Here is a 23340-nt window from a genome sequence, read left to right on the forward strand (position 1 = left end):
CTACAAAAAAATCAGGTCCCGTAGGCCGGGTAAGCGTAAGCGCCACCCGGCTTTTTTACATCTTCACCCTTTCATCCATGCCCGGATCCCATCCAGGAACATCTGCGTCGCCATCATCACCAGAATCAGCCCCATCAGGCGCTCGAGGGCGTTCACCCCTTTCTCGCCCAGCAGGCGCAGGAACAGCGACGACTGCAGCAGAATAATAAATGTCCCGCCCCAGGCGATCAGCAGGGCAATGACCAGGTGGCTCATCTGATTCGGGTACTGATGCGACAGCAGCATCAGCGTTGCCAGAATCGTTGGCCCGGCGACCAGCGGAATCGCCAGCGGCACGATAAACGGTTCTTCACCCGCAGGCAGGCCGCTGCTGCTGCCTTCCGCGCTCGGGAAAATCATCTTTATGGCAATCAGGAACAAAATGATCCCGCCGGAAATGGAGACCGTTTCGGCGCGTAAGTTCAGGAAAGCGAGGATTTTTTCACCGGCGAACAGGAAGATAAACATCACCAGCAGGGCGATGAGCAGCTCGCGGATCATGATCGCCCGACGGCGCTTCGGCTCGGTGTGCTTCAGCACCGACATGAAGATCGGCAGATTACCGAGCGGATCCATAATCAGGATCAATAAAACCGCTGCGGAAATGATTTCACTCATCTTAAATTATCCCTGATACTTATTGTGGTCATTGCGATGATTAGCACTTTTTCTGATTGCCGGGCAATCATCGATTAATTTCGCTTGCGACTTTGGCAGCATTTTGTAATGTGAAGCATATCCCAGTTCAATACTGGCTTGCACAATCAGCACACACCCCTTGCAGGAAAAAAATGCTATGAAAAACGTTGGTTTTATCGGCTGGCGCGGTATGGTCGGCTCTGTACTCATGCAACGCATGGTTGAAGAGCGCGATTTCGACGCCATCCGCCCGGTCTTCTTCTCCACTTCCCAGCTCGGCCAGGCTGCACCGTCCTTTGGTGGTACCACAGGCACGTTGCAGGATGCTTACGATCTGGAAGCGCTGAAGGCACTCGACATTATTGTGACCTGCCAGGGCGGCGATTATACCAACGAAATTTATCCGAAGCTGCGTGAAAGCGGCTGGCAGGGCTACTGGATTGACGCGGCCTCTTCGCTGCGTATGAAAGACGATGCCATCATCATTCTCGACCCGGTTAACCAGGATGTCATTACCGACGGCCTGAACAACGGCGTGAAAACGTTTGTTGGCGGTAACTGCACCGTCAGCCTGATGCTGATGTCCCTCGGCGGCCTGTTCGCACAGGATCTGGTGGAGTGGGTCTCCGTAGCGACCTACCAGGCGGCGTCCGGCGGCGGCGCGCGTCATATGCGCGAGCTGCTGACCCAGATGGGCCAGCTGCACCAGAGCGTCGCGACCGAGCTGGCAAACCCGGCGTCCGCGATCCTCGATATCGAGCGTAAAGTCACTCAGCTCACCCGCAGTGGCGAATTGCCGGTGGATAACTTTGGCGTACCGCTGGCCGGCGGTCTGATCCCGTGGATCGACAAACAGCTGGATAACGGCCAGACCCGCGAAGAGTGGAAGGGCCAGGCTGAGACCAACAAAATCCTCGCCACCGCGAACACCATTCCGGTTGACGGTCTGTGCGTGCGTATCGGCGCGCTGCGCTGCCACAGCCAGGCTTTCACCATTAAACTGAAAAAAGATGTGTCTATTCCGACCGTGGAAGAGCTGCTGGCCGCGCACAACCCGTGGGCGAAAGTGGTGCCAAACGATCGCGATATCACCATGCGCGAACTGACCCCGGCAGCCGTCACCGGCACGCTGACCACTCCGGTTGGCCGCCTGCGCAAGCTGAACATGGGACCGGAGTACCTCTCCGCGTTCACCGTTGGCGACCAGCTTCTTTGGGGTGCCGCCGAGCCGCTGCGCCGCATGCTGCGCCAGCTGGCGTAATAATTTGTTAAACACCGGGGGTGAATGTCACCCCCTTTTTTTGCGTACTACATGGAGTAAAACGCAGATGTCTTATTTTTTATCAGGAGGGCCCACGACGTTGGCTATGCTTTAAGGAAGATTTATTTCTCACCTGAGGGTAGGGCGGAGCAGAGAGGATTAACTGCACCGTTTAGGTCACATTAAAAGTCGTCCCGGAGCGCGTAAAAAGGGCGACATAAAAAAACAGGATGAATACCATGTCCGATCGTATTTCGAGAGACGTGATTAATGCGCTTATTGCGGGTCACTTTGCCGACCCCTTTTCTGTGCTAGGGATGCACCGTACAGAGGCCGGACTGGAAGTTCGGGCGCTGTTACCGGATGCAACAGAAGTGTGGGTTATCGAACCCAAAACCGGCCGCAAGGTGGGTAATCTGGAATGCCTCGACTCGCGTGGCTTCTTCTCGGGCGTCATGCCCCGCCGTAAAAATCCTTTTCGTTATCAGCTTGCCGTTATCTGGCACGGTCAGCAAAACCTGATTGATGATCCCTATAGCTTCGGCCCGCTCTTAAAAGAGATGGACGCCTGGCTGCTGTCCGAAGGGACCCATTTACGCCCCTACGAAACGCTGGGTGCCCATGCGGATACCATGGACGGTATCACCGGCACGCGCTTTGCCGTATGGGCGCCAAACGCCCAGCGCGTCTCCGTCGTCGGGCAGTTCAACTACTGGGACGGTCGTCGTCACCCCATGCGCCTGCGCCGGGAAACCGGTATCTGGGAGCTGTTTATCCCCGGCGCGCACAACGGTCAGCTCTACAAATTCGAGATGATCGATGCCAACGGCAAGCTGCGTATTAAATCCGACCCGTACGCCTTTGAGGCCGAACTGCGCCCGAATACCGCCTCGCTGATTTGCGGCCTGCCGGAGAAGGTTGTCCAGAGCGAGGAGCGCAAGCAGGCCAACCGCTTTGATGCGCCGATCTCCGTCTATGAAGTGCATCTCGGCTCCTGGCGTCGCCACACCGATAACAACTTCTGGCTGAGCTATCGCGAGCTGGCGGACCAGCTGGTGCCGTACGCCAAATGGATGGGCTTTACCCATCTGGAGCTGCTGCCAATCAACGAACACCCGTTCGACGGTAGCTGGGGCTATCAGCCGACCGGGCTATATGCGCCTACGCGCCGCTTCGGCACGCGCGATGACTTCCGCTATTTCATTGATGCCGCGCACGCCGCCGGACTGAACGTGATCCTCGACTGGGTGCCGGGCCACTTCCCGTCGGATGATTTTGCGCTGGCAGAGTTTGACGGTACGAAGCTGTACGAGCACAGCGATCCGCGCGAAGGCTATCACCAGGACTGGAACACGCTGATCTACAACTACGGTCGCCGTGAAGTGTCAAACTACCTGGTCGGGAACGCGCTGTACTGGATCGAACGTTTCGGCATTGATGCCCTGCGCGTCGATGCGGTGGCGTCGATGATCTACCGCGACTACAGCCGCAAAGAGGGTGAGTGGATCCCAAACGAGTATGGCGGGCGTGAAAACCTCGAAGCGATTGAGTTTCTGCGCAACACCAACCGCATCATCGGCGAGCAGGTGGAAGGCGCCGTGACCATGGCTGAAGAGTCAACCGACTTCCCGGGCGTTTCCCGTCCACCGGCAATGGGCGGCCTGGGCTTCTGGTACAAGTGGAACCTCGGCTGGATGCACGACACGCTCGACTACATGAAGCTTGACCCGGTTTATCGTCAGTATCACCACGATAAGCTCACCTTCGGGCTGCTCTACAACTACACCGAAAACTTCATGCTGCCGCTGTCGCACGATGAAGTGGTACACGGCAAGAAATCCGTTCTCGACCGCATGCCGGGGGACGCGTGGCAGAAGTTTGCCAACCTGCGCGCCTATTACGGCTGGATGTTCGCCTTCCCGGGCAAAAAGCTGCTGTTTATGGGCAACGAATTTGCGCAAGGGCGCGAATGGAACCACGACACCAGCCTTGACTGGCATCTGCTGGAAGGCGCGGACAACTGGCACCACGGCGTGCAGCGTCTGGTTCGCGACCTGAACCTGACCTATCGCCACCACAAAGCGCTGCACGAGCTGGACTTCGATCCGTACGGCTTTGAGTGGCTGGTGGTGGACGACCACGAGCGCTCGGTGTTTGTCTTTGTACGACGTGATAAAGCCGGTAACGAGATCATCGTCGCCAGCAACTTCACGCCGATACCGCGCGAACACTACCGCTTCGGCATAAACCAGCCGGGCAAATGGCGCGAAATCCTTAACACCGACTCCATGCACTACCACGGCAGCAACGCCGGTAACGGTGGCCTGGTACAGAGCGACGCCATCGAAAGCCACGGTCGTCCGAACTCCCTTGGCCTGACGCTGCCGCCGCTGAGCACAATCTGGCTGGTGCGGGAGGGAGAATGACGCAGCTCTCGGCAGGTAAACCCGAACCGCTCGGGGCGAGTTTTGACGGAAAGGGGGTGAACTTTACGCTCTTTTCTGCCCATGCTGAGCGGGTGGAACTCTGTGTGTTTGACGGGGAAGGTAACGAACACCGTTACGATTTACCGGCGCGCACGGGGGATACCTGGCATGGCTACCTGCCCGGAGGACGGCCGGGGATGCACTACGGTTTTCGCGTACACGGCCCCTGGGAGCCCTCTCAGGGGCACTGGTTTAACCCGGCGAAGCTGCTGATTGACCCATGTGCGCACCGCGTGGACGGCGAGTTTAAAGACGACTCGCTGTTCCACGTTGGCTACGGCGAACCAGACCACCGCGACAGCGCACCCGTCGCGCCCAAAAGCGTGGTGGTACACGATCTCTACGACTGGGAAGACGATGCCCCGCCGCGCACGCCGTGGGGCAACACCGTTATTTATGAAGCCCACGTCAAAGGGCTGACGTATCTGCATCCGTCAATCCCCAAAGAGATGCGCGGTACCTACAAAGCGCTTGGGCATCCGACGATGGTCGCGTACCTGAAGCACTTAGGGATCACCGCCCTGGAGCTGTTGCCCGTGGCGCATTTTGCCAGCGAGCCGCGGCTGCAGCGTCTTGGGTTAAGCAACTACTGGGGCTACAACCCGCTGGCGATGTTCGCCCTCGACCCGCGCTACGCGGTGCATCCGGAGAAGGCGCGGGATGAGTTTCGCGATGCGGTGAAGGCGCTTCACGCGGCGGGTATCGAGGTCATTCTGGACGTGGTGTTGAACCACAGTGCAGAAAGCGATCTTGATGGCCCGACGCTCTCACAGCGCGGAATCGATAACCGTAGCTATTATTGGATCAGGGACGACGGCGATTACGAGAACTGGACCGGGTGCGGTAACACCCTCAACCTCAGTCATCCGGCCGTTACGCATTACGCGTACGCGTGCCTGAAATACTGGGTTGAGACGTTCCACGTGGACGGTTTTCGTTTCGACCTGGCGCCGGTAATGGGGCGCACCCCGGCGTTCAGCCAGCAGGCGCCGCTGTTTGAGGCCATCAAAAACTGTCCGGTGCTTTCAAAGGTGAAGCTGATTGCGGAGCCCTGGGACATCGGCGAGGGCGGCTATCAGGTGGGGAACTTCCCGCCGCTGTTTGCCGAGTGGAACGACCACTTCCGCGATGCCGTCCGCCGCTTTTGGCTGACGCGCGATCTGTCGCTGGGGGAGTTTGCCGGTCGCTTTGCCGGCTCCAACGATCTCTTTAAGCGTGACGGCAAACGTCCGTCGGCCACCATTAATCTGGTGACGGCGCACGACGGTTTTACGCTGCGCGACTGCGTTTGTTTCAATCAGAAACACAATGAGGCAAACGGCGAAGAGAATCGCGATGGGACTAACAACAACCATAGCTTTAACCATGGTATAGAAGGGTTAGGCGGAAGTCTGGATGTGATCGAGCGGCGACGCGCCAGCGTTCATGCGCTGCTGACGACGCTTTTGTTGTCGCAGGGCACGCCGATGCTGCTGGCGGGCGATGAGCACGGTCACAGCCAGCACGGCAACAACAACGCCTATTGCCAGGACAACACCCTGACCTGGCTCAACTGGGAAGAAGCGAACAGCGGGTTGACCCATTTCACCGCGGCGCTGATCCATCTTCGCCAGCACATCCCCGCGCTCACCGCCGACTGCTGGTGGGAAGAGGGCGACGGCAACGTTCGCTGGCTGAATAAAGACGCGCAACCGTTAAGCGCGCAAGAGTGGCAACACGGCATACCCTGTCTGCAAATCCTGCTTTCGGATGCGTGGCTGGTGACGCTGAACGCGACGGATGACGTCGCAGAGATTGTTTTACCTGACGGGGAATGGCGAGCCATTCCTCCCTTTGCCGGAGCGGATAATCCGGTTGTTATGGCTGTCTGGCACGGGCCTGCGCACGGAGTGTGCGTATTCCAAAGATGATAAAAAAGGAGTTAGTCATGGTTAGATTAGAGAAGAACGATCCGTTAATGTTGGCGTGCCAGCTACCATTAAAAACAGTTGCCCTGATCCTCGCGGGCGGGCGTGGTACCCGTCTGAAAGATTTGACCATCAAGCGCGCCAAACCGGCCGTTCACTTTGGTGGTAAGTTCCGTATTATCGATTTTGCACTCTCCAACTGCCTGAACTCAGGCATTCGCCGTATTGGCGTCATTACCCAGTATCAGTCGCACACGCTGGTGCAGCACATTCAGCGCGGCTGGTCATTCTTCAGCGAAGAGATGAACGAGTTTGTCGATCTGCTCCCGGCGCAGCAGCGCGTTCACGGGGAGAACTGGTATCGCGGCACGGCGGATGCCGTGACCCAGAACCTCGACATCATTCGCCGCTACAACGCGGAATACATCGTTATCCTCGCCGGGGACCACATCTACAAGCAAGATTACTCCCACATGCTGATCGACCACGTCGAAAAAGGTGCGCGCTGCACCGTGGCGTGTCTGCCGGTGCCTGTTGCAGAAGCAACCGCGTTTGGCGTGATGCATGTAGATGGCGACGACAAGATTATCGACTTTGTCGAAAAACCGGCGAATCCGCCAACCATGCCGGGAGACGACACCAAATCGCTCGCCAGCATGGGGATCTATGTCTTTGATGCCGATTATCTTTATGAGCTGCTGGAAGAAGACGACAAAGACGAAAACTCCAGCCACGACTTCGGTAAAGACATCATCCCGAAAATTACCAAAGCTGGCATGGCGTATGCACATCCTTTCCCATTGTCCTGCGTGCAGTCCGATCCAAATGCGGAACCTTACTGGCGCGACGTCGGCACGCTGGAAGCCTACTGGAAAGCCAACCTCGATTTGGCATCTGTGACGCCTGAACTGGATATGTACGACCAGAATTGGCCGATTCGCACCCATATGGAATCGCTGCCGCCGGCGAAGTTCGTCCAGGATCGCTCCGGCAGCCACGGTATGACGCTGAACTCGCTGGTCTCTGGCGGGTGCATTATCTCCGGTTCGGTGGTGGTGCAGTCCGTGCTGTTCCCGCGCGTGCGTATAAACTCATTCTGTAATATCGATTCGGCAGTCCTGCTGCCGGATGTCTGGGTAGGGCGCTCATGTCGTCTGCGTCGCTGCGTTATCGACCGTGCCTGCGTCATTCCCGAAGGGATGGTGATTGGGGAAAACGCGGAAGAAGATGCACGTCGTTTCTACCGATCGGAAGAGGGGATCGTGTTAGTAACACGGGAAATGTTGCGGAAGCTGCAAATCAAACAGGAGCGATGATGCAGGTTTTACACGTATGTTCTGAGATGTTCCCGTTGTTAAAAACGGGCGGACTGGCGGATGTTCTTGGTGCATTACCGGCGGCGCAAATTGCCGGAGGGGTGGATACCCGCGTGTTGTTACCCGCTTTTCCGGATATCCGGCGTGGTATTCCCGATGCGAAGGTTGTTACCCGCCGCGAGACCTTCGCGGGTCGTATCACCCTGCTGTTTGGACATTACAATGGCGTAGGGATTTACCTGATTGATGCGCCGCATTTATACGACCGACCCGGCAGCCCGTATCACGATACCAACCTGTACGCCTATACCGATAACGTGCTGCGCTTTGCCCTGCTCGGCTGGGTGGGGGCGGAGATGGCCGTCGGGCTGGATCCGTTCTGGCGTCCGAACGTGGTGCATGCGCACGACTGGCATGCGGGGCTGGCTCCTGCGTATCTGGCGGCGAAAGGACACCCGGCGAAATCGGTGTTTACGGTGCACAACCTGGCGTATCAGGGCATGTATTACGCGCATCATATGAATGACATCGATCTGCCATGGTCGTTCTTTAACATGCACGGACTGGAGTTTAACGGACAGATTTCGTTCCTGAAGGCCGGTCTGTACTACGCCGACCACATCACGGCGGTCAGCCCAACCTACGCGCGGGAAATTACCCAGCCGGAGTTCGGTTACGGTATGGAAGGGCTACTGCAACAGCGCCACCGTGAAGGTCGTCTGTCGGGCATTCTGAACGGCGTGGATGAACAGATCTGGAATCCGGAAACGGACCTCCTGCTGGCAGCGCGCTATGGTCGCGACTCCGTGGAGGACAAAGCGGAGAACAAGCGTCAGCTACAGATTGCGATGGGGCTGAAGGTCAACGACAAGGTACCGCTGTTTGCGGTGGTCAGCCGCCTGACCAGCCAGAAAGGGCTGGATCTGGTGCTGGAAGCGCTGCCGGGATTACTGGAGCAGGGTGGGCAGCTGGCGCTGCTCGGCGCGGGCGACCCGGTATTGCAGGAAGGTTTCCTCGCGGCCGCGGCGGAACATCCGGGGCAGGTGGGCGTGCAGATTGGCTATCATGAAGCGTTCTCGCACCGCATCATGGGCGGCGCAGACGTGATTCTGGTGCCGAGCCGTTTCGAGCCCTGCGGCCTGACGCAGCTCTATGGTCTGAAATACGGCACGCTGCCGCTGGTACGCCGCACGGGCGGGCTGGCGGATACGGTGTCTGACAGCTCCCTGGAAAACCTGGCGGATGGTATCGCCAGCGGGTTTGTTTTCGAGGACAGTAATGCCTGGTCGCTACTTCGGGCGATCCGGCGTGCTTTCGTCTTGTGGTCCCGTCCATCCCTGTGGCGTTACGTACAACGTCAGGCGATGTCCATGGACTTTGGCTGGCACGTTGCGGCGCAGTCCTACCGCGACCTTTATCAACGCTTGATGTAACGAGGCGAAGTTACTGATATGAATGCTCCATTTAGCTACTCTTCCCCCACGCTCAGCGTTGAGGCGTTGAAACACTCCATCGCCTATAAGCTGATGTTTACCATTGGGAAAGATCCCGTTATTGCCAACAAACATGAGTGGCTGAACGCCACGCTGTTTGCGGTGCGTGACCGTATGGTCGAACGCTGGCTGCGCTCCAACCGCGCCCAGCTCTCGCAGGAGACGCGACAGGTGTATTACCTGTCGATGGAGTTTTTGATTGGTCGCACCCTCTCCAATGCGCTGTTATCGCTCGGGATTTATGACGACGTCAAAAACGCACTGGAAGAGATGGGGCTGGACTTAGAAGAGCTGATTGACGAAGAGAACGACCCGGGGCTGGGTAACGGTGGTCTCGGGCGTCTTGCCGCCTGCTTCCTCGATTCACTGGCGACGCTGGCGCTGCCGGGACGCGGGTACGGTATTCGCTACGACTACGGCATGTTCAAGCAGAACATCGTTGATGGCCGTCAGAAAGAGTCGCCGGACTACTGGCTGGAGTACGGTAACCCGTGGGAGTTCAAGCGCCACAACACGCGCTACAAGGTGCGTTTTGGCGGGCGTATTCAGCAGGAAGGGAAAAAATCCCGCTGGGTGGAAACCGAGGAGATCCTCGCCGTGGCCTATGACCAGATCATCCCCGGCTACGACACCGATGCGACCAATACGCTGCGCCTGTGGAACGCGCAGGCCAGTAGCGAGATCAACCTGGGTAAATTCAACCAGGGTGACTACTTCGCGGCGGTGGAAGATAAAAACCACTCTGAGAATGTGTCCCGCGTCCTGTATCCGGATGACTCGACCTACTCAGGCCGCGAGCTGCGCCTGCGTCAGGAGTATTTCCTCGTCTCGGCAACGATTCAGGATATCCTTAGCCGTCACTATCAGCTGCACAAAACCTATGCGAATCTGGCGGAAAAAACCGCTATTCACCTCAACGATACCCATCCGGTGCTGTCGATCCCTGAGCTGATGCGCCTGCTGATTGACGAGCATAAGTTCAGCTGGGATGACGCGTTTGAAGTGACCTGCCAGGTGTTCTCGTACACCAACCATACGCTGATGAGTGAAGCGCTGGAGACGTGGCCGGTGGATATGCTCGGCAAAATTCTGCCGCGCCACCTGCAAATCATCTTCGAGATCAACGACTACTTCCTCAAGACCTTGCAGGAGCAGTACCCGAACGATACCGGCCTGCTGAGCCGCGCCTCGATCATTGATGAATCCAATGGTCGCCGCGTACGCATGGCCTGGCTGGCGGTGGTGATCAGCCATAAGGTCAACGGGGTTTCAGAGCTGCATTCGAACCTGATGGTGCAGTCGCTGTTTGCAGACTTTGCGAAGATCTTCCCGACGCGTTTCTGCAACGTGACCAACGGCGTCACCCCGCGCCGCTGGCTGGCGCTGGCGAACCAGCCGCTGTCTGACGTGCTGGACGAAAATATCGGCCGCACCTGGCGCACCGATTTGAGCCAGCTGAGCGAGCTTGAGCAGCACATTGATTTTCCGACGGTGAACAAAGCCGTACGGGAAGCCAAGCTGCTGAATAAGAAACGGCTGTCAGTCTGGCTGGCGATGCATCTCAACGTGGTGGCGAACCCGAAAGCGCTGTTCGACGTGCAGATCAAACGTATCCACGAGTACAAGCGTCAGCTGATGAACGTCCTGCACGTCATCACTCACTACAACCGCATTAAGGCTGACCCGACGGCGGAGTGGGTGCCGCGCGTGAAAATTTTTGCCGGTAAGGCGGCCTCCGCGTACTACATGGCGAAGCACATCATTCATCTTATCAACGATGTGGCGAAGGTAGTGAACCAGGATCCGGACATTGGCGACAAGCTGAAAGTGGTGTTTATCCCGAACTACAGCGTAAGCCTGGCGCAGCTGATTATTCCGGCGGCGGATCTCTCTGAGCAGATTTCCACGGCGGGGACGGAAGCATCCGGCACCAGCAACATGAAGTTTGCCCTGAACGGCGCGCTGACCATCGGCACGCTGGACGGCGCAAATGTCGAAATGCTGGAGCATGTGGGCGCGGAGAATATCTTTATCTTCGGGAATACGGCGGAAGAGGTAGAGGCGCTTCGCAAGCAGGGCTACTCGCCGCGTGAGTATTATGAAGAGGATGAAGAGTTACGCCAGGTGCTGACGCAAATCGCCACCGGGGTGTTTAACCCTGAGGAGCCTGGGCGCTATCGTGACCTGGTGGACTCGCTGATTAACTTTGGCGATCACTATCAGGTGCTGGCGGATTACCGCAGCTATGTGGATTGTCAGGATAAGGTGGACGAACTGTACCGTCAGCAGGAGAAGTGGACCAGCGCCGCGATGCATAACATCGCCAACATGGGATACTTCTCGTCAGACAGGACCATCAAAGAGTATGCCGAGAATATCTGGCATATTGATCCGGTGAGGTTGTAAAACAAAGCCGGGTGGCGGCTCCGCCTTACCCGGCCTACTCGATCCTGTAGGCCCGGTAAGCGCAGCGCCACCGGGCATTTTTTGTCACCCTCAGGACGCCAGTGACAATTCACGCTTTCCCGCATGCTGTTGCAACCATTGCGCCACGCGAGACTGCTGCTCGGCATTCAGCCACATCCCTTCTTTAGTACGACGCCAGATGGCATCGTCCAGACGGCGCACCCATTCGTGTTCCACCAGGTAGCGCAGTTCCGCTTCGTACAGCTCATGGCCAAAATGCTCGCCCAGATCGGCAATCTCTTTCGCATCGCCGAGGAACAGTTCGGTATTGCTGCCGTAGGTGCGGGCGTAGTGGCGCGCCATTCCTTCGGTAATGAACGGGAAGCGGCGACGCAGCTTCGCGGCGTAATCGTCGCGGTTATTGCCGATATCGCCGCCAGGCAGCACGGCGCCTTTCGTCCACGCCGGGCCGATGCCTTTGTAATACGGCGCCAGTTTCTCCAGCGCATGCTCCGCCAGTTTACGGTAGGTGGTGAGCTTACCGCCAAACACCGACAGCAGCGGCGCCTGACCGTCCACGTCATGAATATCAAGCGTATAGTCACGGGTGATGGCCTGCGGTGAGTCAGACTCGTCATCACACAGCGGACGCACGCCGGAGTAGGTCCAGACCACGTCATCGCGCGCCAGCTGTTTTTTAAAGTGTGCGTTGTACACTTTCAGCAGGTAGCTGACTTCGCTCTCTTCAATCTCAACGTTTTTCGGATCGCCCTTGTACTCCACGTCAGTGGTGCCGATGATGGAGAACTCGTCCATCCACGGGATCACAAACACGATGCGCTTGTCTTCGTTTTGCAGGATATAAGCCTGCTTCTGGGTATGCACGCGCGGCACCACAATGTGGCTGCCCTTGATCAGGCGGATGCCGTACGGAGAAGGCAGGTGCATACCGTCATCGAAGAACTGTTTCACCCACGGGCCGGTGGCGTTCACCAGGCCGCGCGCTTTCCAGCTAAACTTCTCACCGGTATCTACGTCTTCCGCTTCCACAATCCACAGGCCGTTTTCGCGGCGCGCGGCGGTCGCGCGGGTACGGGTTTTCACCTCGCCGCCTTTCTTCTCGACCATCTGCGCGTTAGCCAGCACCAGACGCGCATCGTCCACCCAGCAGTCAGAATATTCGAAACCGCGCACGATTTCAGGCTTAAGGACCGATTCTGAGCCAAAACGCAAACCGGTCGAACCCGGCAGGCTGGTGCGTTTACCCAGATGATCGTACATGAACAGGCCGATGCGGATCATCCACGCCGGACGCAGGTGCGGGCGGTGAGGCAGGCGGAAGCGCATCGGGATCGCCATATGCGGAGCCATTTTCAGCAGCACTTCGCGTTCGGCCAGCGCTTCGCTGACCAGGCGGAATTCGTAGTGTTCCAGGTAGCGCAGGCCTCCGTGGATCAGCTTGGAGCTGGCGGACGACGTCGCGCAGGCGAGATCGTTAGCTTCCAGCATCAGCACGGATAAACCGCGTCCTGCGGCATCAACCGCAATACCGGCACCGTTGATGCCCCCGCCTATCACAATCAGATCTTTGGTTTCCATAACACCCTCATGCACTTTCGTTAAAGCTCAAAAATGTTCGATATCGCTCATAATAGCAAAGGAACGCGCTTTTGGTAACATCAAAAAAACAATTTAGAGTGATATGGATAACATAATGGCGTTTACCCGCCGCCAGGACGTACACTACGGGGTAAAATGGTGCGGTCTGATGCCCTCACCCCAGCCCTCTCCCACGGGGAGAGGGTGATCCGTTTCCCTCTCCCTCCGGGAGAGGGTAGGGTGAGGGGAAAACCGCACCACACCTGAATATAAGATGAGAACACCATGGATCAGTTTGAATGTATTAACGTAGAAGAAGCCCATCAGAAGATGCACCAGAAAACCGCGGTGCTGGTGGATATCCGCGATCCGCAGAGCTTTGCGATGGGCCACACGCCGGGCGCGTTCCATCTCACCAACGACACGCTGGGCGCGTTTATGCGCGATAACGACTTCGACACGCCGGTGATGGTGATGTGCTATCACGGCAACAGCAGTAAAGGCGCGGCGCAGTATCTGCTCCAGCAGGGTTACGACGCGGTATACAGCGTCGACGGCGGCTTTGATGCATGGCATCGTCATTTCCCGGCAGAAGTTGAATACGCGTTTGAGCGCTGATCCCGCTATACTGTCCCCTTTTGTGTGGAAATAAGCGACCGCTGCCCATGTTGATGATCACCTCTTTTAGCAACCCGCGCGTCGCCCAGGCGTTTGTCGACTATATGGCGACGCAGGGCATTATCCTGACTATTCAGCAGCATACACAGACGGATGTCTGGCTGGCAGACGAAAGCCAGGCTGGGCGCGTGAACGCCGAGCTGGCGCGTTTCCTGGAAAACCCGGGCGACCCGCGTTATCTGGCAGCAAGCTGGCAATCCGGCCAGACCGACAGTGGCCTGCACTATCAACGTTTTCCGTTTCTCGCCACCCTCCGCGAGCGCGCAGGACCGTTTACGCTGCTTTTGATGGCAGCCTGCATCATCGTCTTCATTATTATGAGCGTGGTGGGCGACCAGAGCGTGATGATTGCCCTCGCATGGCCGTACGATCCCTCCCTGCAATTTGACGTCTGGCGCTACTTCACGCATGCGCTGATGCACTTCTCGGTGATGCATATCCTCTTTAACCTGCTGTGGTGGTGGTATCTCGGCGGGGCGGTGGAGAAGCGGCTCGGCAGCGGCAAGCTGATTGTGATCACCCTTATCAGCGCCCTGCTAAGCGGCTATGTGCAGCATAAATTCAGCGGTCCGTGGTTTGGCGGGTTATCCGGCGTGGTGTACGCCCTGATGGGTTACGCCTGGCTCAGAGGCGAGCGCGACCCGGAAAGCGGCATCTATTTACAACGTGGATTAATAACCTTTGCGTTAATATGGCTTATTGCCGGATGGTTTGATCTGTTTGGTATGTCTATCGCCAATGGTGCGCACGTTACCGGCCTGGCGGTCGGGCTGGCGATGGCGCTGGCCGATACGCTCCATGCGCGAAAACGAACATAATTCCCAGGGATATTTCATGAAACAAACACAACGTCATGACGCCATTATCGAACTGGTAAAAAAACAGGGATACGTCAGTACTGAAGAGCTGGTGGAGCAGTTTGCCGTCAGCCCGCAAACCATCCGTCGTGACCTCAACGACCTGGCCGATCAGAACCGTATTCTGCGCCATCACGGCGGCGCGGCGCTGCCGTCCAGCTCGGTGAACACCTCATGGCATGATCGTAAGGCGACGCAAACGGCAGAGAAAGAGCGTATCGCCCGTAAAGTGGCGAGCCAGATCCCGAACGGCGCGACGCTGTTTATTGATATCGGCACCACGCCGGAAGCGGTCGCCCATGCGCTGCTGAACCATGAGAACCTCCGCGTGGTGACCAACAACCTGAACGTGGCTAACACGTTGATGCAGAAAGACGATTTTCGCATCATCCTCGCGGGCGGCGAACTGCGCAGCCGCGACGGGGGCATTATCGGCGAAGCGACGCTCGATTTTATCTCTCAGTTCCGCCTCGACTTCGGCATTCTGGGGATCAGCGGCATCGACACCGACGGCTCGCTGCTGGAGTTTGATTACCACGAGGTGCGCACCAAGCGCGCGATTATTGAGAACTCGCGCCACGTGATGCTGGTGGTGGATCACTCGAAATTTGGCCGCAATGCGATGGTCAACATGGGCAGCATTAGCATGGTGAATGCGGTCTACACCGACGAGATGCCGCCGGCGGGCGTGTTGCAGGTGATTAAGGATAACAATTTGCAGCTGGAGTTGTGCTAGCGGTGGTGTCGGGTGGCGCTGCGCTTACCCGACCTACAAATTGTTCTCCCTCTCCCTGTGGGAGAGGGCCGGGGTGAGGGCATCAGGCCGCACAAAACTAAACTCCGTACCCCATCATCTTCAACAACTGCTGCGCATGCTGCACCGCGTCCTGACGGTGCGCCACGCCCAGCTTCTGATACAGATTGCGAATGTGCGTTTTGATGGTGGTTGCCGCCACCGCCAGCTCACCGGCTATCTGCTCGTTGCTGTAGCCTGAATAGATCAGCCCCAGCACCTGCCATTCACGCTGTGTGAGCGGGCTGGTGCGGATAAGCTCCGGTACTTCCGGATGGTTCAGCAGACGTTCAACAAAGTTCTCATCGAAGTGCGCAAACTTGTGGCGATGATGCTGGTTGATCTCGCGCAGAATGCGCTGGGCGCGATGCTGATCGAGTTCCGGCAGCGTGTTGAGCTGAATCAGCTGGCGCAACTGCTGGGCCATCACTTCACCCTCAATCACAAAGTGGCTGATAAACCCGGTGCGGTTCGCCAGCTGCAACGCTTCCAGCAGCACGCGCTGGGCATCGTTTTTACGTCCCGCCTGCCAGTAAAGCTGGTTTAACAGCAGCAGGTTGCGGTTTAAATCGCTCATCAGGCGCAGGCTACGGGCGTTTTCGTTTAACTCTTCCAGCACGATTTCGGCAGGCTCGAAGTCACCCAGCAGGATCTGCACGCGGGCAATATTGCGCCACTGGCTTTGCAGGAAGTGGTTATTGGCAAATTCTGGTTTAGGCGTGTGACGCAGCCAGTTGGCGGCGGACTTTTTATCGCCGGTCATCTGCCAGTAAATCACCCGGACCTTATCGGCGTTGGAGACCCAGTCGCTATGGTACTGTCCGTTGCCAAGCAGGTTTTCCAGGCGGTTAAGGTGGTTGCGGGCATTATCCAGGTCGCCTCGCGCCAGCGAGCACTGCACCAGCAGGGCCAGGCACTGGAGTTGCTGCTGCGGCTGGAAGCTCGAAAGCACATTCAGGCCCTGGCGGGCGCAGCTTTCTGCTTCATCCAGACGCGACCATGCCCAGAGCAGCTGAGCGCGAATACGCAACAGGAACTCGTGCATCGGCAGCTGTTCCAGATGCTGTTCACGGATCAGCTGGAACGCTTTCTCCTGGTTTTCCCAGGCGGCCTGCAGGAACCCCTGAGCAAATAAAATCTCGCTTTGCTGGATCAGGCTCCAGAGGGCGTAATGCCAGACATCGTGGCGGCGGGCCATCTGTTCGGTTTGCTGCATGAGCGAAAGCGAACGCATGAGGTCGCCCTTACAGTGCAGCACTTCGCCGTGTACCGAGGTGGCCACAATACGGCTGTAGAAATTCGCCAGCGGCAGCTCATCCAGCGCGACCATCGCCAGCCGTTCGGCTTCTTCCGGGTCGCCGTCGTTAATCGCCACCTGCGCACGCAGGGCGTTAAATTCGCCGTGCAGGGTGGCATCCATCTCGCTTTCCATCTCCTGCTCGGCGCGCGCCAGCAGGGTGTTCACTTCGCTGTAGCGATGCTGGCTCTGCATCAGCCAGGCCTGGAGCAGCACCAGACGCGGATTCTCCAGCAGGCTCTCCCACGGCAGCGCTTTTAACGACTCTTCCAGCAGCGTCAATTCGCTGTGGTTGAACAGTCCCCACGCGTGGTTGAGCAGAATATCGCGCAGCATACCGGCATCTCCGGCGGCCAGCGCATGGTGGATAGCCTCGCTCGGGAAACCTTGCGCCATCCAGCTTTCGGCGGCGGCGCGGTGAATTTCTGGCAGCTCTGCGGCCATCTCCCACTGGCAACGCTGGCGCAGGAAGCTGCCAAACAGCGGATGGTAGCTAAACCATTCGCCGGGATCGTCCATTCGCGTCAGGAACAAACCCTGACGTTCAATCTCTTCGAGCTGAAGCTGCCCGTTTTCAATACCGGTGACGCGCACAATCAGCGCATCGTTCATCGAACGTAGCAGGGAGCTTTTCAGCAGGAAATGGCGGGTAGTGAGGTCCACGCTGTTGAGTACCTCATCCACCAGATAATCCGACAGGTGGCTGGCGTTGATGCCCGCCAGGCGGCGCGCGGACTGGTGCGTTGGGCTATTGTTTTGCCGCGCGGAAAGGGCAATCAGCTGAAGCGCCGTGGCCCAGCCTGCAACGTCATCACACAGGCGGCTGCTTTCCGACGCCTCAATCGGAGAAGTCAGACGGCAGTCAAAGAACTGTTTCGCTTCCTGATGGGTAAAGGCCAGCTGCTGACTGCCAATTTCCAGTAGCTGATCGCGCACCCGCAGGTTGGCAATGCCCAGCTGCGGAAGGTTGCGCGACAGGACGACCAGCGTCAGGTTTTCCGGCTGATGGCGCAGGAAGAACCGCATCGACTCGTGAATAACCGGGTTGGTGATCAGATGATAATCATCAATCACCACATACAGCGGGCGATGCCATTCGGCCAGTTCGATAAACAGCTGGGAGAACAGAGAGGACAGGCTGGCGTACTGGCGCTTTTGCACCATCACCTCGCTGGTGACGCAGTGTCCGTTGGTTGCCTGCTGAATCGCGGCAATTAAATAGCTGGCAAAACGCTCCTGCTGGTTATCACCTTCATCCAGGGAGTACCAGCCAAGATCGCTTTTACCTGCCGCCCATTGCGAAATGAGCGTTGTTTTTCCATAACCCGCAGGACTCGTAACCAGCGCCAGTCGGAAATTATGCGCACCGGAAAGTTTAGCCAGCAGGCGCTCGCGGACCACAGTATGGTCAAGACGAACCGGGCGACTTAATTTGGACGGAATCAACATAGTTTTCACTTCACTGTGGGGAACGAGAGAATTTATTTTTTTGCGCTTCGTAATTAATATCTATAAGTTCGGCCAATAGAGGAACTATTGCAAGTTATGTCTGGGTTTGGAGGCTCTGAATTTGCACTCTGTCACAAAACATTCTCATCATTAGTGGAACTTTTCATAAATGGCTGGATGCCGCGCTGTTACTGGCTTGTCTGCATGGCGCGCGGTTGCGCTGAAACTGGTTTCAGAAAGAGATAATGACGGTGAAGTTAATTAACTTTGGGGAAAGTTGCTCTGGCTTAATAGTGTTGCTGGAAAGCCGCTGTACGTGAGAAATATTATTCTACGTAAGTAATCATTTCAGCGATGATTAATTTCCTCCGAAACTGCATTTCATTTCTTTGACGCTCTTCCGGGATCGCTTTTTCAGCGAAGCGCACACTTACACAGTGGCCTCGATCACACTTTTATGCTCATCCCCGCTACTCCTCCCTGCCTAATCCCCGACAGGAGGAGGAAGAGGCGCAATGAGCCAGGCACACTAGCGCCAAATGTGTTTTCTCTCTACAGGATGCCGATTCCCTATGTCACAGCCTACTTTCAACAAAGCTCAATTCCAGGCTGCCCTGACGCGTCAGTGGCAGCGTTTTGGCCTTCATGCTGCAAACGAGATGACGCCTCACCAGTGGTGGCAGGCGGTGAGCGGGGCGCTCGCAGAGCAGCTGGACGCTCAGCCCGCGACGAAGCCTGTGAAAGGCCAGCGTCACGTCAACTACATTTCGATGGAGTTCCTGATTGGCCGTCTGACGGGTAACAATCTGCTGAACCTTGGCTGGTATCAGGACGTCGGCGATGTGCTGAAAGAACACGACATCAACCTGACCGATCTGCTGGAAGAAGAGATTGATCCGGCGCTGGGTAACGGCGGTCTGGGACGTCTGGCAGCCTGCTTCCTGGATTCCATGGCAACCGTGGGCCAGTCGGCCATTGGCTATGGTCTGAACTACCAGTACGGTCTGTTCCGCCAGTCGTTCGCTGACGGCCACCAGATGGAAGCGCCGGACGACTGGCATCGTAATACTTACCCGTGGTTCCGCCACAACGCACAGCTGGATGTGCAGGTCGGGATTGGCGGGAAAGTCACGAAGCAGGGGCTCTGGGAACCAGCGTTCACCATTACCGGTGAAGCCTGGGATCTGCCGGTGCTCGGCTACCGTAACGGCGTGGCGCAGCCGCTGCGTCTGTGGCAGGCGAAGCACGCGCATCCATTTAACCTGACTAAATTCAATGACGGTGATTTCCTGCGCGCCGAGCAGCAGGGTATCGACGCCGAGAAGCTGACCAAAGTGCTCTACCCGAACGACAACCATCTGGCGGGTAAAAAGCTGCGCCTGATGCAGCAATACTTCCAGTGCGCCTGCTCCGTGGCGGACATTCTGCGCCGCCACCACCTGGCGGGCCGCAAGCTGGCGCAGCTGCCGGACTTCGAAGTTATTCAGCTCAACGACACGCACCCAACCATTGCCATCCCGGAACTTCTGCGCGTGCTGATCGACGAGCATCAGCTGAGCTGGGACGACGCCTGGGCCATCACCAGCCGTACCTTCGCCTACACCAACCACACCCTGATGCCAGAAGCGCTGGAGTGCTGGGATGAGAAGCTGGTGAAAACGCTGCTGCCGCGCCATATGCAGATCATCAATAAAATTAACGACCAGTTTAACGTGCTGGTGGAGAAAACCTGGCCGGGCGACAAAGCCGTCTGGGCGAAGCTGGCCGTGGTACACAACAAACAGGTGCGCATGGCGAACATGTGCGTGGTAAGCGGCTTTGCGGTGAACGGCGTGGCCGCGCTGCACTCGGATCTGGTGGTGAAAGATCTCTTCCCGGAATACCACCAGCTGTGGCCGACCAAATTCCACAACGTGACCAACGGCATTACGCCGCGTCGCTGGATCAAACAGTGCAACCCGCTGCTGGCCGGCCTGCTGGACAAGACCCTGAAGAAAGAGTGGGCCAACGATCTCGACCAGCTCATCAACCTGGAAAAATACGCTGACGACGCGAAGTTCCGCGAGCAGTACCGCGCCATTAAGCTGGAGAACAAGGTACGTCTGGCCGAGTTCGTGAAAATGCGTACCGGAATTGAAATTAACCCAAATGCGATTTTCGATATCCAGATCAAACGCCTGCACGAGTACAAACGTCAGCACCTGAACCTGCTGCACATTCTGGCGCTGTACAAAGAGATCCGCGAGAACCCTCAGGCCGACCGCGTCCCGCGCGTGTTCCTGTTCGGTGCGAAAGCGGCGCCGGGCTACTACCTGGCGAAAAACATTATCCTTGCCATTAATAAAGTGGCGGCGGCGGTCAACAACGATCCGAAAGTGGGCGACAAGCTGAAGGTGGTGTTCCTGCCGGACTACTGCGTCTCTGCGGCTGAAATGCTGATCCCGGCGGCGGATATTTCCGAGCAGATCTCTACCGCCGGTAAAGAAGCGTCCGGCACCGGCAACATGAAGCTGGCCCTGAACGGCGCGCTGACCGTCGGCACGCTGGACGGTGCGAACGTTGAAATCGCCGAGAAGGTCGGTGAAGAGAACATCTTTATCTTCGGCCATACTGTTGAAGAAGTGAAAGCCATCAAAGCCAAAGGGTATGACCCGGTGAAATGGCGTAAAAAAGACAAAGTGCTGGATGCGGTGTTGAAAGAGCTGGAAAGCGGGAAGTACAGCGACGGCGACAAGCACGCGTTTGACCAGATGCTGCACAGCATGGACAAACAGGGAGGCGACCCGTACCTGGTGATGGCGGACTTCACCGCTTACGTTGAAGCGCAGAAGCAGGTCGACGTGCTGTACCGTGACCAGGATGCCTGGACTCGCGCGTGTATCCTGAACACCGCGCGCTGCGGTATGTTCAGCTCTGACCGCTCAATCCGTGATTATCAGGCTCGTATCTGGCAGGCAAAACGCTAAGGAAGCGCGATGGAGAGTAAACGTCTGGACAGTGCCGCGCAGGCGGCGGGAATTAGCCTCAGTTACATCAATGCGCACGGCAAACCGCAGTCTATTGGTGCGGACACCAAAAGACGTTTGCTGGATGCCATGCACAAAACCGACGCGAAAGCGTCGGGAGCGCCGGTGCCGAACGTGAAGGTCTTTACCGCGGGCAAAAAGATGCCGCTGGCGGTGGAAGGTCGCGGCGAGTTCAGCTGGCTGCTCACCACCGAAGAGGGGCATCAGCATAAAGGCCATGCCACCGGCGGTAAAACCCTCACCCTTCCGGCGAAGCTGCCGGAGGGCTATCACAGCCTGACGCTCACCCAGAATGACAGCCGCTTCCACTGTCGGGTGATCGTCGCGCCGAAGCGCTGCTATGAGCCGCAGGCGCTACTCGAAGGCAAAAAGCTGTGGGGCGCCTGTGTGCAGCTTTACACCTTGCGTTCAGACAGCAACTGGGGCATTGGCGATTTTGGCGACCTGAAAAAGATGCTGGCATCTGTTGGTGAGCGCGGCGGGGCATTTATCGGTCTCAACCCGATCCACGCCCTCTATCCGGCGAATCCGGAAAGCGCCAGCCCGTACAGCCCGTCTTCCCGCCGCTGGCTGAACGTGATCTACATCGACGTTAACGCGTTAGACGATTTCAAAAACAGCAAAGAGGCGCAGGCGTGGTGGAAGCTGGACACCACCCAACAGCTGCTGAAACAGGCCCGCGATGCGGACTGGGTCGATTATGCCTCCGTGACCGCGCTGAAAATGGCGGCGCTGCGTCTGGCCTGGAAGGGCTTTGCGAAGCGTGACGACGAGCAGATGGCAGCCTTCCGCCAGTTTGTGATGCAGGAAGGCGAGAGCCTTTACTGGCAGGCTGCGTTTGATGCGCTGCATGCGTATCAGGTCCAGGAGGATGAGATGCGCTGGGGCTGGCCGGTGTGGCCGGAAGCGTATCAGTCCGTGGATACCCCGGAAGTGAAGGCGTTTTGTGAGACGCATGCCGACGAGGTGGATTTCTATCTCTGGTTGCAGTGGCTGGCGTACAGCCAGTTTGCTGCCTGCTGGCAGGTGAGCCAGGGCTATAACATGCCGATCGGTCTGTATCGCGATCTGGCCGTCGGCGTGGCGGAAGGTGGGGCGGAGACCTGGTGTGACCGTGAACTTTACTGTCTGAAAGCCTCCGTCGGTGCGCCGCCGGATATTCTGGGCCCGCTTGGTCAGAACTGGGGCTTGCCGCCGATGGATCCACACGTGATGGCGGCGCGTGCCTACGAGCCGTTTATCGATCTGCTGCGCGCTAACATGCAGAACTGCGGCGCGTTGCGTATCGACCATGTGATGTCCGTGCTGCGTCTGTGGTGGATCCCGTACGGTGAAACGGCCGATCACGGGGCGTACGTGCAGTATCCGGTGGACGATCTGCTCTCAATCCTCGCGCTGGAGAGTAAACGTCATCAGTGCATGGTGATTGGCGAAGATCTCGGTACCGTGCCGGTTGAGATTGTCAGCAAGCTCCGCGACAGCGGGGTTTACTCCTACAAAGTGCTCTATTTTGAAAACGACCATGAGAAAACCTTCCGCGCGCCGAAAGCGTACCCTGAACAGTCAATGGCAGTCGCGACGACGCATGATCTTCCTACGCTCAGAGGCTACTGGGAAAGCGGCGACCTGACGCTCGGCAAAACGCTGGGTCTCTACCCGGATGAAGAGGTTCTGCGTGGGTTGTATCAGGATCGTGAGCTGGCGAAACAGGGGCTGCTGGATGCGCTGCATAAGCATGGCTGTCTGCCGAAGCGCGCCGGGCATAAGGCGGCGCTGATGTCGATGACGCCAACGCTTAACCGTGGCTTACAGCGCTATATTGCCGACAGCAACAGCGCGTTGCTCGGTCTGCAACCGGAAGACTGGATTGATATGGCGGAGCCGGTAAACATTCCCGGCACCAGCTATCAGTACAAAAACTGGCGTCGCAAGCTGTCCACTACGCTTGAAGCGATGTTCGCCGATGACGGGGTGAACAGGCTGATTAAGGATTTGGATAAACGGCGAAAAGCAGCCGCGAAGAAATAATAAAAAACCCGCCAGTGGCGGGTTTTTTATTGCCCGGAGGCGCTAAGGTATGAACCGGAAACATGG

Annotated in this window: 14 protein-coding genes; 11 read left to right on the forward strand and 3 right to left on the reverse strand. The window is 57.4% G+C overall.

The genetic code is table 11. From position 1 onward, the window contains the following. Nucleotides 1-63 precede the first annotated feature (63 nt). Nucleotides 64-657: an NAAT family transporter YhgN gene (yhgN, locus tag CKK19_RS07245; protein ID WP_003861574.1), complete on the reverse strand. Its 594-nt coding sequence runs from the start codon at nt 655-657 to the stop codon at nt 64-66. 178 nt (nt 658-835) lie between these two features. On the opposite strand from yhgN, the gene asd reads away from it, so the two are divergent. From asd to glgP, 6 genes are all read left to right on the forward strand, one after another. Continuing rightward, nucleotides 836-1939, forward strand: a complete 1104-nt coding sequence (asd, locus tag CKK19_RS07250) for an aspartate-semialdehyde dehydrogenase (protein ID WP_022649649.1) — start codon at nt 836-838, stop codon at nt 1937-1939. A gap of 239 nt (nt 1940-2178) precedes the next feature. Next, nucleotides 2179-4365, forward strand: coding sequence for a 1,4-alpha-glucan branching enzyme (gene glgB, locus CKK19_RS07255; RefSeq protein ID WP_023298793.1), 2187 nt, complete (start codon nt 2179-2181; stop codon nt 4363-4365). Next, entirely contained in the window at nt 4362-6335 is a 1974-nt protein-coding gene (glgX, locus tag CKK19_RS07260) for a glycogen debranching protein GlgX (protein ID WP_063853829.1), read from the forward strand. Before glgB ends, glgX begins: the two co-directional genes overlap by 4 nt. A gap of 17 nt (nt 6336-6352) precedes the next feature. Then, nucleotides 6353-7648: a glucose-1-phosphate adenylyltransferase gene (gene glgC, locus CKK19_RS07265; protein ID WP_225455084.1), complete on the forward strand. Its 1296-nt coding sequence runs from the start codon at nt 6353-6355 to the stop codon at nt 7646-7648. After that, nucleotides 7648-9081 (forward strand): glycogen synthase GlgA, encoded by a 1434-nt coding sequence (glgA, locus tag CKK19_RS07270; RefSeq protein ID WP_022649646.1) that lies wholly within the window; start codon nt 7648-7650, stop codon nt 9079-9081. The genes glgC and glgA overlap by 1 nt, the downstream gene beginning before the upstream one ends. 18 nt (nt 9082-9099) lie before the next feature. After that, nucleotides 9100-11547 carry a glycogen phosphorylase gene (glgP, locus tag CKK19_RS07275; protein WP_023307123.1) on the forward strand — a complete coding sequence of 816 codons (2448 nt, stop codon included), beginning with the start codon at nt 9100-9102 and terminating at the stop codon, nt 11545-11547. A 90-nt stretch (nt 11548-11637) separates the two neighbouring features. On the opposite strand, the gene glpD is transcribed toward glgP, so the two are convergent. Further along, nucleotides 11638-13146, reverse strand: coding sequence for a glycerol-3-phosphate dehydrogenase (gene glpD / locus CKK19_RS07280; protein WP_225455085.1), 1509 nt, complete (start codon nt 13144-13146; stop codon nt 11638-11640). Between the two features lie 285 nt (nt 13147-13431). Here glpD and glpE point away from each other — a divergent pair, with 285 nt between their 5' ends. Genes glpE through CKK19_RS07295 form a run of 3 tightly spaced genes read left to right on the forward strand, consistent with a single transcriptional unit; the run spans nt 13432 to nt 15417 of the window. Next, nucleotides 13432-13764, forward strand: coding sequence for a thiosulfate sulfurtransferase GlpE (glpE, locus tag CKK19_RS07285; protein WP_022649643.1), 333 nt, complete (start codon nt 13432-13434; stop codon nt 13762-13764). A gap of 47 nt (nt 13765-13811) precedes the next feature. Continuing rightward, nucleotides 13812-14642, forward strand: a complete 831-nt coding sequence (gene glpG / locus CKK19_RS07290; protein WP_022649642.1) for a rhomboid family intramembrane serine protease GlpG — start codon at nt 13812-13814, stop codon at nt 14640-14642. A 16-nt stretch (nt 14643-14658) separates the two neighbouring features. After that, a complete protein-coding gene (locus tag CKK19_RS07295) occupies nt 14659-15417 on the forward strand; it encodes a DeoR/GlpR family transcriptional regulator (RefSeq protein WP_022649641.1) in 759 nt (252 codons plus the stop codon). Between the two features lie 97 nt (nt 15418-15514). On the opposite strand, the gene malT is transcribed toward CKK19_RS07295, so the two are convergent. Further along, entirely contained in the window at nt 15515-18220 is a 2706-nt protein-coding gene (gene malT, locus CKK19_RS07300) for an HTH-type transcriptional regulator MalT (RefSeq protein WP_063853828.1), read from the reverse strand. Nucleotides 18221-18792: 572 nt separating this feature from the next. Between malT and malP the strand changes: the two genes are divergently transcribed. Next, nucleotides 18793-21186: a maltodextrin phosphorylase gene (malP, locus tag CKK19_RS07305; RefSeq protein WP_058645898.1), complete on the forward strand. Its 2394-nt coding sequence runs from the start codon at nt 18793-18795 to the stop codon at nt 21184-21186. A gap of 9 nt (nt 21187-21195) precedes the next feature. Further along, nucleotides 21196-23274 carry a 4-alpha-glucanotransferase gene (malQ, locus tag CKK19_RS07310; protein WP_063853827.1) on the forward strand — a complete coding sequence of 693 codons (2079 nt, stop codon included), beginning with the start codon at nt 21196-21198 and terminating at the stop codon, nt 23272-23274. The last annotated feature ends 66 nt before the right edge of the window (nt 23275-23340 follow it).

Origin of the sequence: Enterobacter sp. CCUG 70166 (assembly GCF_020224095.1) — a bacterium.
GTDB lineage: Bacteria > Pseudomonadota > Gammaproteobacteria > Enterobacterales > Enterobacteriaceae > Enterobacter > Enterobacter intestinihominis.

Excerpts from the sequence above, each read along its gene's own strand:
- yhgN (WP_003861574.1), bottom strand. The coding sequence starts at position 657 with ATGAGTGAAATCATTTCCGCAGCGGTTTTATTGATCCTGATTATGGAT.
- asd (WP_022649649.1), top strand. The coding sequence starts at position 836 with ATGAAAAACGTTGGTTTTATCGGCTGGCGCGGTATGGTCGGCTCTGTA.
- glgB (WP_023298793.1), top strand. The coding sequence starts at position 2,179 with ATGTCCGATCGTATTTCGAGAGACGTGATTAATGCGCTTATTGCGGGT.
- glgX (WP_063853829.1), top strand. The coding sequence starts at position 4,362 with ATGACGCAGCTCTCGGCAGGTAAACCCGAACCGCTCGGGGCGAGTTTT.
- glgC (WP_225455084.1), top strand. The coding sequence starts at position 6,353 with ATGGTTAGATTAGAGAAGAACGATCCGTTAATGTTGGCGTGCCAGCTA.
- glgA (WP_022649646.1), top strand. The coding sequence starts at position 7,648 with ATGCAGGTTTTACACGTATGTTCTGAGATGTTCCCGTTGTTAAAAACG.
- glgP (WP_023307123.1), top strand. The coding sequence starts at position 9,100 with ATGAATGCTCCATTTAGCTACTCTTCCCCCACGCTCAGCGTTGAGGCG.
- glpD (WP_225455085.1), bottom strand. The coding sequence starts at position 13,146 with ATGGAAACCAAAGATCTGATTGTGATAGGCGGGGGCATCAACGGTGCC.
- glpE (WP_022649643.1), top strand. The coding sequence starts at position 13,432 with ATGGATCAGTTTGAATGTATTAACGTAGAAGAAGCCCATCAGAAGATG.
- glpG (WP_022649642.1), top strand. The coding sequence starts at position 13,812 with ATGTTGATGATCACCTCTTTTAGCAACCCGCGCGTCGCCCAGGCGTTT.
- CKK19_RS07295 (WP_022649641.1), top strand. The coding sequence starts at position 14,659 with ATGAAACAAACACAACGTCATGACGCCATTATCGAACTGGTAAAAAAA.
- malT (WP_063853828.1), bottom strand. The coding sequence starts at position 18,220 with ATGTTGATTCCGTCCAAATTAAGTCGCCCGGTTCGTCTTGACCATACT.
- malP (WP_058645898.1), top strand. The coding sequence starts at position 18,793 with ATGTCACAGCCTACTTTCAACAAAGCTCAATTCCAGGCTGCCCTGACG.
- malQ (WP_063853827.1), top strand. The coding sequence starts at position 21,196 with ATGGAGAGTAAACGTCTGGACAGTGCCGCGCAGGCGGCGGGAATTAGC.